Raw genomic sequence first — 13751 nt, 5'->3', positions numbered from 1 at the left:
GTCTCCTCAGAAACTGTGCGAGAAGCGCAGGGCGACGGTGTAGCCCTCGGGTTTGTTGCGTGCGCCGAATTCCTTGTAAGCGTGGAGCCAGACGGGCGGCAGACCCGGCTTGAAATAGCTGATAGCGGGCCCGATGGCGGCGACTCGGCCACGGTTGCCGCTGGTGAGGTCGGGGCTGTCATCATCGCTCAGTTGACGGTAGTAATAGCCACCCAGGCCTAGCGTCCAGGGGCCGACGTGCTGTCCGACGGCGAACTCGTGGCGGTACTCGACGCCGTTCTTGTAGTCGGTTGCGTGGTTGCGAGTGTTGACGTCAACCTGGAAGCTCGACGACATCTCGAAACCGCCATCGGTGATGTAGGTGGCGTTGAGAATTGGCGAGAAGGTCCAGTGGTTGAGCCCGGGAGAAACCAAGCGATCTTCGTCGTAGTCACCGGTCGGTAGCTGGATCTGAAACTGGGTATTGATCCCCAGATTGCGTGAAGGCGACCACTGCAGTATGAGTGGGAGGATCTGTGCGTCTGCCTGGCGAAACATTTCCGCGTCTCGGGATATCGGACCGAACGGGGTGTCGACATCGAGCGATGCATTCATCTTGAAGAAGGGCAGCACCGCTCCGAAGCCGTATCGCGCGCCGAGGAACTGCTGGTCGGTCATGCGGATATACGCCAGTCCGATGGACAGGACATCGATCGAGAAGTCCACCGGGGTTTTGTCCCCGCTGGCGTCCATCAGCCGGTTGGCCGAGTAGAACGCCGTGCGCAGACCGACGGTGCCGGTAGGTGTCGCCGGCGGTGTGAAACCGGCACCGAAGTCGTACACGCCATTGGGAGTCGTGGGCGCGCCGCCTTCAGTAGCCAGTGCAATGCCGGATGCGGCCAGGATCGATACGCAAAGCAATCCCTTGGCGGCCATCGTGCGATGTCCTTTCATGGTGTTCCCCTGTTTTGTTGTTATGGGTAGGGGAAGCCTATGGACAGGTCAGCGAAGGTGGTTATCCGAAATCAGCACAGTTTCATCGAGCACGGCGAAGCGTGTCCGAAGGCAATTCACCAAACAGTTGGCGATAGTCGCTGGCGAAGCGGCTGAGGTGCCAGAATCCCCAGCTGGCCGCCACTGTCTGCACCGATAGCGTGCCGTCACTTGTGATCAGCGCGCGGTGCGCAGCATTCAGTCGTAACGCCCGCAGGTACGCCACCGGATTGATCCCCAGCGTCTCCTGGAAACAGTACTGAAGCTTGCGACGCGAGGCGCCGACCTTGTCGCAGAGTTCCAGGATCGTGGGTGGGGCATCGCGGTTCGCCAACGCGTATTCGCGCGCACGGTCGACCAGGCGCTTACGTGCGTTGGGTTCCAGCAGATTCACCTCCTGATCGTCGATCAGATCCAGCAGGTGCATGACCACGGCATCACGAATACCGGCGCGTATAGCGGCGTATCCGAGTAGGTCGTTGGTTTTGTTGGCATGCGCATCGAGCAGACTGCTACACAGCTCGACCAGCGCGGTATGACTCTCTGCGTCCACCATGCGATACCAGTGAGGCATCGATGGCAGGCTGGTCAACTGGAGGTTCCTTTCCAGCCTGTCGCGAAGCAGCGACTCGTCAACGGCGATGCAGAGCAGATCTAGATCGGCTGGCGTTCGCAGCTCGGGCAAGTCTTCGCCTCGTGTGACCAGCAGATTTCGGCCAATGACCGAATGGCCAAGGCAATGGAAACTGCTGTTTGGTACGTGCAGCGGCAAACTGAAGCTGATGGCACCTTTCCAGGTTTCGCCCTGCTTGGTCATTGCCTGGTTGGCTCGATCATGAACCAGTTGCAGGCCTTCGAGGTGCATCTGGCTGATGCTGCCCTTGAATACACCGGGGGTGAGCTGGTCGTAGCGCAACTGCCAGCCGTCCAAGCCGCCGGCGTGATCCTCGATGTCGAATGTCTGCCGATAGCGAATGATCGGTAGCGGCACGGCTTGATCGATGATGGCACTGTGCATTTCGGTAACCCTCTGGGGGTTGAATCCTGCGATATCTGGTTAAGGCAATTTCCATTCCCATGCGGGCCGATGCGCTCAATATTTGCCGATATCGGCTAGAAGCCGAGCGCAGGGAACACGGTTCTGTGCGCCTTACGGCTCAGCCATCGCAGCCCGCCAGAGCTGCCGAGCTGTTGGCTTCACCCGAGGCGCATCGGGTCATGGCAATGAACGCCTCAAGTTCGTCAGCCGCTGCCTGATAGCGCCCAGCGGCCGCTTGGGCGAGCGCCTTAACCTGAGCCTCTTCCTGCTCGATCATGTACTGACGGAATTCGGCATCTTCCGGATCAGGTGGCACCGGGATGGCGCGCAGCTCCTCGACGTATTTCTCCGTTGCGCCGGACAGAGAGCGAGTGAAGCGCTGCGGGAAAGCCCAACTGATCAACAGCGAAGCATCCCCCTTGATCCGCGTCTTCAGCCTGGCGGGTGCGAAGCCGTGGCGTTCGGCAATGGCGGTGTAACGGGGCGCCTGAAGAATCTCCAGCGCGGTGTAGCTGGACCAGAACTGGCCTTGGTCGCTACCCGCATGCCGTTCAGCCAGAACCGGCACTACGTGTCTAGCGAGCGCGCGGTTATCGATTTCCTTCTGCAGCGCGGCGGTGAAGCGCGCGTGCGGATCGGTATCGCTGGAGGTGCTGCAGCCGGATAAGCCAAGCGTTACGGCCAGTGGGAGAACCGCCTGTAGGAGGCGTCTATTCATACTCAACTCCCAAAAAAGAGCCGGTGGTGAGCCGGCTAAGAAGGTGACACGAGGAGTTCGGAAGCCTCAGCCGATGCCAAGGCACATGTATTTTTGCTCGATGTAATCGTCGATTCCGTAATGGGAGCCTTCGCGACCGAGGCCGGATTGCTTGATGCCGCCGAAGGGAGCGACTTCGGTCGAAATCAGCCCTTCGTTAACGCCGACCATGCCGTATTCCAGCGCCTCGCTGACCCGCCAGGCACGGCCCAGGTTCTGTGTATAGAGGTAGGACGCCAGACCGAACTCGGTATCGTTGGCCATGGCGATTGCCTGCTCTTCGGTCTCGAAGCGGAAGATCGGCGCCAGCGGGCCAAAGGTTTCGTCGCGTGCGACCAGCATGTCAGGCGTGACATCGGCCAACACGGTCGGCTCGAAGAAGCTTCCGCCCAGGGCATGGGATTTGCCGCCAGTGAGCACGCGGGCACCCTTGGACACGGCATCTTCGATGTGCTCGACGACCTTGGCGACTGCTTTCTCGTTGATCAGCGGGCCCTGTTGAGCGCCGTCGTCTGTGGCCGGGGCGACTTTCATGGCGGCAACGGCCTCGCTCAGACGCTTGGAAAATTCTTCATACACGCCGGCCTGGACCAATACGCGGTTGGTACAGACGCAGGTCTGCCCGGTGTTGCGGAACTTCGATCCCAGCGCGCCCTGTACGGCCGCATCCAGATCGGCGTCGTCGAAGACGATGAAGGGCGCGTTGCCGCCCAGCTCCAGGCTGACCTTCTTGATGCTTTCGGCGCATTGGGCCATGAGCAATTTGCCGATGCCGGTGGAGCCGGTGAAGGAGAGCTTGCGCACCTTCGGGTTACCGGTCAGTTCACCACCGATGGCGCGGGAATTGGTGCCCGGCACCACGTTGAACACACCGGCCGGAATGCCCGCACGCTCGCCGAGTTCGGCCAGTGCGAGGGCTGACAGCGGCGTCTCCGAGGCGGGCTTGAGCACCACGGTGCAACCGGCGGCCAGGGCCGGACCGGCCTTGCGGGTAATCATGGCATTGGGGAAGTTCCACGGTGTGATGGCTGCAACCACACCGATCGGCTGCTTGATCACCACGAGGCGACGGCCCTGTTTGTCGTGCGGGATCACATCGCCGTAAACCCGCTTGGCCTCTTCGGCGAACCACTCGATAAAGCTCGCGCCGTAGGCGATTTCGCCACGGCTTTCGGCCAGCGGCTTGCCCTGTTCCCAACTCAGCAGGCGCGCCAGGTCTTCCTGATTGGCCATGATCAGTTCGAACCAGCGGCGCAGGATGGCGGCGCGTTCCTTGGCGGTCTTGTCGCGCCAGGCCGGCCAGGCCCGTTCGGCGGCCTCGATGGCGCGGCGGGTTTCGCTCACGCCAACCGAGGCGACTTCGGTGATGACGCTGTTATCGGCTGGGTTACGCACGGCGAAGCGGGCGCCGTCTTCGGCTTCGATCCACTGGCCATCAACGTAGGCGTTCTGGCGCAGCAGTGAGGAGTCATTCAGATTCATCTCGACCTCGTTTAGTAAACGCCGCCGCCACCGGTAGTCGGGGCGGGGGCGTCCTTGAATGCGGCGGCCAGGCTCTGCAGCCCGCGCATCAGAATGGTGGTATCGACGCCGACCGCGACGAAGGCTGCGCCGAGTTCGATGTAGCGGCGTGCCAGCGTTTGGTCGGCCGAGAGGATGCCCGCGGCCTTGCCGGCGCGACGGATACGCTCGATGGCATCCTCGATGGCAGCCTGTACATCCGGATGGCCCGGATTGCCGCGATGGCCCATCGAAGCGGATAGATCAGCCGGGCCGATGAACACGCCATCCACGCCATCGACTGCGACGATTTCATCGAGATGCGCGAGACCTTCCAGGTTCTCGATCTGCACCAGCAGGCAGATCTGTTCGTCGGCATGAGTGAGGTAGCCAGGAACGGTGTTCCAGCGCGAGGCGCGAGCCAGCGCACTGCCCACACCGCGAATGCCCTTGGGCGGGTAGTGAATGGCGCGTACCAGCTGCTCGGCCTGGTCACGGGAATCCACCATCGGTACCAGAAGCGTCTGCGCGCCGAGATCCAGTAGCTGCTTGATCACTACGGCATCACCGATGGGCGGGCGGATCACCGGATGGGACGGATATGCTGCCACGGCCTGGAGCTGGCCGAGCAGGCTGCGGACATCGTTCGGCGCGTGCTCGCCATCGAGCAGCAGCCAGTCGAAGCCGGCGTTGGCTGCCAGCTCAGCGCAATAGGGCTCGGCCAGCCCGACCCAGAGGCCGATTTGCGCTTCGCCCGATTTCAGGCGTTGTTTGAAGGTGTTGACTGGAAGGTCCATGGTGGACTCCTCAATTGAGGCGCTGGGGCTGGGTGCACGGCTCACGGAATTCTGTCTGTCCCATGCCTACCCCCCGTCCCCAGCCCCAGTGCTCGTTAAACGAACCGGCAGGCGATGGAGCCCAGCTGGTCGTAATCGACGTGGAAGCTGTCGCCTGGGTTGGCGGCGACCGGACGGGTGAAGGAGCCGCCGAGGATGATCTGGCCCGGCTGCAGGGTGACGTCATACGGCGCCAGCTTGTTCGCCAGCCAGGCCACGCCTTTGGCCGGGTGATTGAGCACCGCGGCGGAAACGCCCGACTCCTCGATGACGCCGTTGCGGTAGAGGATCGCCGGGACGCGGCGCAGGTCCATGTCGTGGGGTCGTATCGGCCGGCCGCCCATGACCACGCCACCATTGGCCGCGTTGTCGGAGATGGTATCGAAGACCTTGCGGGTGACCTTGGTGTCGGGGTCAACCTGATGGATGCGTGCATCAATGATTTCCAGCGCGGGAATCACGTATTCGGTGGCGTCCAGCACGTCGAAGATGGTGCAGTTCGGGCCCTTCAGCGGTTTGCCGAGGATGAACGCCAGTTCGACTTCCACGCGCGGCACGATGAAGCGCTCGAAGGGAATGTCGGTGCCCTCGTCGAACAGCATGTCGTCGAGCAGCGCGCCGTAGTCCGGCTCGGTGATGTTGGACGAGACCTGCATGGCGCGCGAGGTCAGGCCGATCTTGTGGCCGACCAGCTTGCGGCCATCCTCGATCTTCATGTCCACCCAGGCGCGCTGGATGGCGTAGGCGTCCTCGATGGAGATTTCGGGATGCTCCAGCGAGAACTGGCGAATCTGCTGCCGTGAGCGTTCGGCTGCGTCCAGCCGTGCGGCGCACTGTTGGATGACGGAGGCGTCGAGCATGGGGTGTCCTCAGGAATTCTTGTTGAACAGGGGGTGCAGGCTGCTGTGCTTGGCATCGAATACCTGACCCGGGCTTTCATCGATCTGCAGCGTCACGCCTACTGGGCGACGCGCTCGCACGGCCTCGGTGTGGCGCGCCAGTACGGCGCTCAGGGCCGCGCCGACCGTCTGGTGCACGGCCTGGCTGCGACCGCTGCCCATCCGCAGGTTGGCGTAGAGAAAGCCATAGTCGCCCTGGCCGTCAGCCACCGCCGAATGCGCGGCAGGGTAGGCCAGCACACGGGTGCCGCCCTTGGGAAACACGGCTTTGCCGGCCTCGTCGCGCTGCTCGAGCATGGTGTCAGCCAGCTCGCGGCAGAGTGTGCCCATCGGCACCTCGGCTTCCAGGTCGGCGGTATAGAGCAGAACCAGATGTGGCATAGGGGCCTCCGCGTGCTGGGTCAGAGCGGGAAAATGGCGTTGATCTGGCCGGTGCCGGAGCTGCCGAACAGCGGAGTGATGACTTCCACCTTGCCGCTGTATTCCGGGCCGCCGAGCAGGCCGAGCAGCATGGCTGTGTCGTGCATCTTGCCTTCGCCATAGCAGTGCTCGGCGTAGTCCGGCAGCATGGCGCAGAACTCCTTGAAGCGGCCTTCCTGCCAAAGCTTCACCACGTGATGGTCGACCTGCTTGTCGAATTCGCGGCTCCAGTTGTTCAGGTTCTGCTGAGCGATGCGGTCATCGGAGAAGCGGTGCGACAGCGAACCGGAGGCCAGCACCAGCACCTTGCGGTCGCTCTTCTCGATAGCGCGGCGCACGGCTGCGCCAAAGGTGAAGCTGTCTTCCAGGCGGTGCCAGGCGCACCAGGCGGCGATGGAAACCACCTTCAACTGCTGATCGTCGGGCGCGCCCATGTGCATGTAGCGCATCGGGACGAGGGTGCCGTATTCCAGCTCCAGGCTCGGGATGTTGTGCGCCAGGGTACGCACATCGGCGGCATTGGCCTCTTCAGCGATCAACGCGCCCAGCTCCGGGCAGCCCTGATACTCGTAGTCCATGTCCTTGATGAAGTGCGGCAGCTCATTGCTGGTGTAGATGCCCTTGAAGTGCTCGCCACAGTTGATGTGATAGCCGCTGTTGACCAGCCAGTGCACATCGAACACCACGGCGGTGTCGGCACCCAACTCACGGGCGCGGCGGGAAATTTCCTTGTGGCCGGCGATCGCTTGTTCCCGGCAGCCGTGGTTCGGGCCGGGTAGTTCGGACAGATACATCGAAGGAACGTGGCAGATCTTTGCTGCGAGGACGACTTCGCCCATGACGGTTCTCCCTGGCCCCGGAGGGCTCTTGTTGTTCAGTGGTGGCGGGCGCGCTGGCGCCCGCCGGCTGCCTTACACGCCCCAACGCGGGATGTGGTGACTGCCCATGGAGATGCAGACGTTCTTCACTTCGGTGAACACCTCGAAGCTGTACTCGCCACCTTCGCGGCCGGTGCCCGAGCCCTTCACGCCACCGAACGGCTGACGCAGGTCGCGCACGTTCTGGCTGTTGATGAACACCATGCCCGCTTCGATACCCGCAGCCAGACGGTGCGCCTTGCCGATGTCCTGGGTCCAGATGTAGGAGGCCAGGCCGTACTCGGTGTCGTTGGCCAAACGCAGGGCTTCGGCTTCGTCCTTGAAGGGGATCAGGCAGACCACCGGGCCGAAGATTTCCTCCTGGGCGATGCGCATCTTGTTGTTCACGTCGGCGAACACCGTCGGCTGGATGAACTGGCCTTTGGACAGATGAGCCGGGAGGCCCGCAGGGCGCTCGAGGCCACCGGCAACCAGGGTGGCGCCTTCTTCCATGCCGATCTTGATGTAGCCAGTGACCTTGTCGTAGTGAGCCTGGGTGATCATCGAACCGACCTGGGTCTTCGGATCCTGCGGGTCACCGACAATCAGCCGCTTGGCGCGGGCGGCGAACTCGTCGACGAACTTCGCGTAGACGCTTTCCTGGATGAAGACACGGCTGCCAGCGGTGCAGCGCTCGCCGTTGAGCGAGAAGATGGTGAATAGCGCGGCATCCAGCGCCCGGTCGAGATCGGCATCGTCGAAGATCAGTACCGGGCTCTTGCCGCCCAGCTCCATCGAGTACTTCTTCAGGCCGGCGTTGGCCATGATCTTCTTGCCGGTGGCGGTGCCGCCGGTGAAGGAGATGGCACGCACGTCCGGGTGCTTGACCAGCGCGTCGCCGGCGATGTGCCCATAACCCTGGATGACGTTCAATACGCCGTTGGGGATGCCGGCTTCAAGGGCCAGGCGGCCCAGTTCGTTCGCCGTCAACGGTGACAGCTCGCTCATCTTCAGAACGGCGGTGTTGCCCAGTGCGAGGCAGGGCGCGGTTTTCCAGGTGGCTGTCATGAACGGCACATTCCACGGCGACACCAGGCCACACACACCCACCGGCTGATGCAGGGTGTAATTGAGCATCTGGTCATCGACCGGGTAGGTGTGACCATTCATGCGCGTGCAGACTTCAGCGAAAAAGTCGAAGTTGTGCGAGGCCCGCGGGATCAGCACGTTCTTGGTCTGGTGGATCGGCAGGCCGGTGTCCAGCGTCTCCAGTTCGGCCAGTTTGGGCACGTTCTGGTCGATCAGCTCACCCAGCTTGCGCATCAGGCGAGCGCGTTCCTTGGCGGGCAGGCCAGCCCACTTGGGAAAGGCTTCCTTGGCGGCCGCAACGGCCTGGTTCACCTCGTCGGCACCACCGCTGGCGACTTCGCCGATGGCTTCCATGGTGGCCGGGTTGTAGTTGGTGAACGTCTCTTTGCTCTCGACCTCACGGCCGTTGATCCAATGCTTGATCATGTATTCAAACCTCTTTGGCACGCGCCGCGAAAAACTCTTCTTCGCTGACGATGGTATTGACGAGACGGCCTACGCCTTCCACTTCCACGACGACTTCATCCCCCGGCACCACGTCGGCCAGGCCCTCTGGCGTGCCGGTGGCGATCATGTCGCCCGGCTGCAGGGTCATGAAGCTGGAGAAGTACTCGATCAGGTAGGGGATATCGAAAATCATGTCCGCGGTGGTGCCTTCCTGCTTCAGCTCACCGTTGATCCAGGTGCGCAGTTTTAGGTTGGATGGGTCCGGCACCTCGGCCGCGTCGACGATCCACGGGCCGACCGGCGTGGTGCAGTCGCGGTTCTTCACCCGCAGGTTCGGGCGGTAGTAGTTCTCGAGGTAGTCGCGAATCGCGTAGTCGTTGCAGACGGTGTAGCCGGCCAGATACTCAAGGGCGTCCTCGCGCTTGACGTTGCGTGCCGGCTTGCCGATCACGGCGACCAGTTCGCACTCGTAGTGCATGTACTTGACGTTGTCCGGGCGCCAGGTGACCTGCTTGTGGCCGGTGTAGGTATTTGCCGACTTGATGAAGGCCAGCGGCTCGGTCGGCGCCTTGAAGGACAGCTCGGCGGCGTGGTCGGCGTAGTTCAGGCCCAGGGCGAACATGCTGCCGGTGGCGGGCGGCAGCCACTCGACCTGGTCTTCGAGCAGCAGCTCGCCGCTCGACAAGCGAACAGCGTTGTCGGCTTCTACGGTGACGTTATGGATGTCGCCTTGGTAGCGGATACGTGCGCGTTTCATCGTTGGCTCCTTATTCCGCGACCACGGTATTGGTCAGCTTGCCCAGACCTGTGATTTCCACCACTACGGTGTCACCGGGCTTTACGTCCACACGGCCCTCCGGGGTGCCGGTGATCAGCACGTCGCCTTCGTTCAGGGTCATGAAGTCGCTCAGTTCGGCGATCAGCTGGGGGATGGTGCGCACCCAGTTGGCGGTGCTGTTTTCCTGTCGAACCTCGCCGTTGACCAGCAGGCGCAGGGTCAGGGCGTTCGGGTCGGTGACTTGGCTCGCTTCCACGAGCTCGGGCCCGATGGGGCAGAAGCCGTCGCGGCACTTGGCCTTGACCGCCGGGCGGTAATAGCTGTCTTCCGGCAGGCTGAATTCGTTGACGATGGTGTAGCCGGCCACGTGGCTCATGGCGTCGGCTTCGCTGACGCGGCTGGCACGTTTGCCGATGACCACACCCAGCGCAGGGCCGGGTTGCAGGCGCTCGACACCGGCCGGAAACACCACCGGCTGACCGTCGGCATTGCGCGTATTAGGCGTCTTGATGAACAGCACCGGCTTGACCGGCGGCTTCTGGTAAGGCGCTTGCTGGAACTCATCCATCCGGCTATCGAGCAGCCCTTTGTAGTTCAGCGCAATGCCGAACAGGGTGCCGGAGGCTGCCTGGTCTAAGGAGCGGGCCATCGTTGTTCTCCGATACTTGGCTGCGAACCTGTCCGTCTGCAGCTCGTTAAGATGTTAACTTTGTAGTTAATATGTTAATGAATGTCAAGGGAGTATGCTGGTCGTTTGGTCGACTTGCTGGCCGAGCCGTGCGCCCACGGCATCCACTTCGATCAGTAGGTGATGCACACCGACTTGGTTTCGGTGAACCCTTCAATCGCAGCGCGGCCGAATTCACGGCCCATGCCCGATTGCTTGAAACCGCCGAACGGCATGTTCGGATCGACCGGCACGTGGTTGTTGACCCAGACGGTTCCGGCTTCGATACGGGGGATCAGGTCCATGACCCGGCCCAGATCGTTGCTCCAGATGCTCGCGGTCAGGCCGTAGCGGCTGTCATTGACCATCTCCACCGCGCGCTCGAGGTCGTCGTAGGCCATGACTGAAAGCACCGGGCCGAAGATTTCTTCCTGGATGGGGGTGGATTTCTGTTCCATGTCGCACAGCACCGTGGGCTGAACGAAATAGCCCGGAAGGTCCATGGTCTGGCCGCCGGTTGCGAAACGTGCGCCTTCCCTTCGGGTGATTTCGAGGTAATTCAATACGCTGGCTTGGTGCTTTTGGGAGACCAGCGGGTTGATCTGCGCATTCGGGTCCAGGCCCGCGCCGATGGTCATTCCCGACACTGCTGCGCTGAGCGCCTCGACGAACCGGTTGTACTGGCTGCTGTGCACATAGAGGCGAGAGGCGGCTGCGCACACCTGTCCCTGATTGAGCAAACCGCCACCAATGGCGCCGGCGACGGCTTTCTCGATGTCCGCGTCTTCCAGAACCAGCATCGGGTTCTTGCCGCCGAGCTCCAGGGTGAAGCGGGTCATGTTGTTCAACGCGGCGATACCAACCTGCTTGCCGACCGCGGTCGAGCCGGTAAACGAGACCTTGTTGACCAGCGGATGGGCGACCAGTGCTGCGCCGGCTTGCGAACCTTTGCCGATCAGTACGTTGAACACGCCTGCAGGGATGCCGGCTTCGATGGCCAGTTCGGCCAGGCGTAATGCCGTCAGTGGCGTTTCGTCGGCCGGTTTGATGACGATGGTGCAGCCGCAGGCCAGTGCAGGCATGACCTTCCACAGCGCGATCATCATCGGAAAATTCCACGGCACGATGCCCGCAACCACTCCTGCAGGCTCGCGACGGGTATAAGCATTGAAACGCGCGCCAGCCGGGATCGGGATCGAGACGTCGAAGGTTTGGCCTTCGATCTTGGTGGCCCAGCCCGCCATGTAGCGCATGTAGTTGACCGAGGCGCCAACCTCGATGGCGCGGGACAGGTGGATCGACTTGCCCTGGTTCAGCGTTTCGATCTGCGCCAGTTCTTCACCGTGCGCTTCGACCAGATCGGCGAAGCGCAGCAGTGTACGTTCGCGTTCGGCCGGTGCTAGCTTGCTCCAACGCCCGGAGGTGAACGCCTGGTATGCCGACAGCACGATCGCATCGACTTCGGCAGCGTCGGCCTGGACTGTTGTAGCCAACGGCTCGCCGGTGGCCGGGTTATGCAGCGTGTGGCTGGCGCCGCCTTGGTCGGATAAGGATTGACCGTCAATGAACGAGGCGTGTCGTTTCTGAAGGAATTGAGTTACTGGTTGGATCACGTCGATCAAGGCAGACATTTGAGTGCTCCCGCTTCAATGTTGGCATCGCTGAACAGATGCCTCTTGGATGTCGGAGGTTAAGATCCCTCGTTGCAGGTGGCTTGACTCTGCGTGCAGCGCGATATGTTCATGCTTGCCAGAAGCCTGCTTTTGTCGGCAGCGCTTGCCAGGGATCATCATGCGAACGTTAAAATGTTCATCATTCCAACTCGAACTCGGAATCCCATGCCAACACGTCCATCCCTCACGCTGACACTCTTGCAGGCCCGCGAGGCCGCCATGAGCTTTTTCCGTCCGTCGCTCAATCAGCACGGCCTGACCGAGCAGCAATGGCGGGTCATACGCATACTCCGCCAGCATGGCGAGATGGAGAGCTATCGGCTGGCCGAGCTCGCCTGCATTCTCAAACCGAGCATGACTGGCGTGCTGACGCGTCTGGAGCGCGACGGTATCGTCAGCCGCCGTAAGCCGGCCCACGACCAGCGGCGCGTGCACATCAACCTCACGGAGAAGGGGCATCAGTGCTTCCTGTCCATGAGCGAGGACATGGAAGCCAACTATCGGCGGATCCAGGAGCAATTCGGCGAGGAAAAACTGCAGCAGCTGTTCGGCTTGCTCAACGAGTTCAAGCAGATCAAGCCCTGACGGGCTAAATGCAGGCATCGGGAGGGCACATGCGAGATCAGCAACCCATTCCCAATATCGATATCGGCCAGGTCTACGACCAGCGCTACGCCGACGCCGAGGTGCATTACGAGGCGCTTGGCAATCTGGCTGACTTCTTCGGTCGCAACATGCCCGTGCATCGGCATGACCGCTTCTTTCAGGTTCACTACGTCAAGAGCGGCACGGTGCGGGTCTATCTCGATGACCAGCGCTATCAGCAGCAAGGGCCGATGTTCTTTCTCACGCCGCCGACCTTCACCCATGCCTTCGTCACGGATGCCGAAAGCGACGGGCACGTCATTACGGTTCGCCAGCAACTGATCTGGCCGCTGTTGTCCGAGGAGTTCGGGCTTGCGTCGGGCCCGAACATCTCGCCGGTTTGTGTAGGGCTGGCCGAGCTGGGGCCTGAGTTCGGACGTGAAATCATGCGCCTGAATCTGTTGTTCGACGAGTTGCGCAGCGAGTTCGCCGAGCAGCGTCCGGGCCGTGCATTGAGTCTTATCTCGCTGACACGGCTAATCTTCATCAGCCTGCTGCGCCTGTCCTCGCGCTCGCTCACTGCACAGCCGGCACGCGGCGAGGACCTTCACATCTATCAACGCTTCAACGAACTCATCGAGGCGCACTACCAGGCGCATTGGTCGCTGTCGCAATATGCCGAGGCGTTGGGCGCGACGGAAGCGCGACTCAACGATGTGTGCAGGCGTATCGCCGACCTGCCGTCCAAACGACTGGTCCATGATCGGCTTATGCAAGAGGCCAAGCGGCTTCTGCTGTTCACGGGGCATTCGGTCAACGAGATCTGCTACGAGCTGGGCTTCAAGGACCCGGCGTATTTCAGCCGTTTCTTCAGCCGTAACGCGGATGTCACGCCGGGTGAGTACCGCCTGCGTGCGGCTCGCAACGATCCGCACGCAGGCTAGGAGGGCGCCTGCCGGTTGCACCCGATCGCCCTCTGAGGATGCACCTTTCGTCGACGGCGCTGGCGCGTTGCGCGCGGAGGTAAGCGCTGCTTAGCCAGCGATCTACTATTAATAGATTAACAATGTTGGATCGGCGCTTTTTTGATAGCGGTCGTTGTTTTTATTCGTGAGTGAAAACAAATAAGCGATTGAATTTAAAGTATTTATCTACTCATGCCTAGATGGAGCAACGCATAACTAGCTTGGCCCATTTGTCTGTATGTTGACTTTAGTCGTTAGAAGGTTAAT

At 61.7% G+C, this 13751-nt stretch carries 14 protein-coding genes; 2 read left to right on the top strand and 12 right to left on the bottom strand.

The features are described 5' to 3' along the window. Positions 1-6 precede the first annotated feature (6 nt). From UF78_RS15555 to UF78_RS15500, 12 genes are all read right to left on the bottom strand, one after another. A complete protein-coding gene (locus tag UF78_RS15555) occupies positions 7-915 on the bottom strand; it encodes a SphA family protein (RefSeq protein ID WP_045163117.1) in 909 nt (302 codons plus the stop codon). Between the two features lie 100 nt (positions 916-1015). After that, entirely contained in the window at positions 1016-1990 is a 975-nt protein-coding gene (locus UF78_RS15550) for a helix-turn-helix domain-containing protein (protein ID WP_045163116.1), read from the bottom strand. A gap of 139 nt (positions 1991-2129) precedes the next feature. Next, positions 2130-2729: a hypothetical protein gene (locus UF78_RS15545; protein WP_045163115.1), complete on the bottom strand. Its 600-nt coding sequence runs from the start codon at positions 2727-2729 to the stop codon at positions 2130-2132. A 66-nt stretch (positions 2730-2795) separates the two neighbouring features. Then, positions 2796-4250: an NAD-dependent succinate-semialdehyde dehydrogenase gene (locus UF78_RS15540; protein ID WP_045163114.1), complete on the bottom strand. Its 1455-nt coding sequence runs from the start codon at positions 4248-4250 to the stop codon at positions 2796-2798. Between the two features lie 11 nt (positions 4251-4261). Continuing rightward, entirely contained in the window at positions 4262-5065 is an 804-nt protein-coding gene (gene hpaI / locus UF78_RS15535; RefSeq protein ID WP_045163113.1) for a 4-hydroxy-2-oxoheptanedioate aldolase, read from the bottom strand. Between the two features lie 95 nt (positions 5066-5160). Beyond that, complete coding sequence (gene hpaH, locus UF78_RS15530; RefSeq protein ID WP_045163112.1) at positions 5161-5964, bottom strand: 2-oxo-hept-4-ene-1,7-dioate hydratase; 804 nt, start codon at positions 5962-5964, stop codon at positions 5161-5163. A gap of 9 nt (positions 5965-5973) precedes the next feature. Continuing rightward, positions 5974-6384 carry a 5-carboxymethyl-2-hydroxymuconate Delta-isomerase gene (locus UF78_RS15525; protein ID WP_045163111.1) on the bottom strand — a complete coding sequence of 137 codons (411 nt, stop codon included), beginning with the start codon at positions 6382-6384 and terminating at the stop codon, positions 5974-5976. 20 nt (positions 6385-6404) lie between these two features. Next, the gene (hpaD, locus tag UF78_RS15520; RefSeq protein WP_045163110.1) at positions 6405-7262 is read right to left on the bottom strand and encodes a 3,4-dihydroxyphenylacetate 2,3-dioxygenase; all 858 of its coding nucleotides are present in this window, start codon (positions 7260-7262) and stop codon (positions 6405-6407) included. A gap of 72 nt (positions 7263-7334) precedes the next feature. Further along, a complete protein-coding gene (gene hpaE, locus UF78_RS15515) occupies positions 7335-8795 on the bottom strand; it encodes a 5-carboxymethyl-2-hydroxymuconate semialdehyde dehydrogenase (protein WP_045163109.1) in 1461 nt (486 codons plus the stop codon). 4 nt (positions 8796-8799) lie between these two features. Next, positions 8800-9573, bottom strand: coding sequence for a fumarylacetoacetate hydrolase family protein (locus tag UF78_RS15510; protein WP_045163108.1), 774 nt, complete (start codon positions 9571-9573; stop codon positions 8800-8802). 10 nt (positions 9574-9583) lie between these two features. Next, positions 9584-10243 carry a fumarylacetoacetate hydrolase family protein gene (locus UF78_RS15505; RefSeq protein ID WP_045163107.1) on the bottom strand — a complete coding sequence of 220 codons (660 nt, stop codon included), beginning with the start codon at positions 10241-10243 and terminating at the stop codon, positions 9584-9586. A gap of 152 nt (positions 10244-10395) precedes the next feature. Next, positions 10396-11892, bottom strand: a complete 1497-nt coding sequence (locus tag UF78_RS15500; RefSeq protein WP_045163106.1) for an aldehyde dehydrogenase family protein — start codon at positions 11890-11892, stop codon at positions 10396-10398. 207 nt (positions 11893-12099) lie between these two features. Between UF78_RS15500 and hpaR the strand changes: the two genes are divergently transcribed. Together hpaR and hpaA are read left to right on the top strand one after the other, a co-directional pair. Next, positions 12100-12519 (top strand): homoprotocatechuate degradation operon regulator HpaR, encoded by a 420-nt coding sequence (hpaR, locus tag UF78_RS15495; RefSeq protein ID WP_045163105.1) that lies wholly within the window; start codon positions 12100-12102, stop codon positions 12517-12519. Positions 12520-12548: 29 nt separating this feature from the next. After that, positions 12549-13463, top strand: coding sequence for a 4-hydroxyphenylacetate catabolism regulatory protein HpaA (hpaA, locus tag UF78_RS15490; RefSeq protein WP_045163104.1), 915 nt, complete (start codon positions 12549-12551; stop codon positions 13461-13463). Positions 13464-13751 lie beyond the last annotated feature (288 nt).

Origin of the sequence: Stutzerimonas stutzeri (assembly GCF_000952685.1) — a bacterium.
In the GTDB taxonomy this organism is placed as follows: Bacteria; Pseudomonadota; Gammaproteobacteria; order Pseudomonadales; family Pseudomonadaceae; genus Stutzerimonas; species Stutzerimonas stutzeri_E.
Note: the sequence above shows the minus strand (reverse complement) of the source record. Positions and strands in the feature narration are given on the sequence as shown.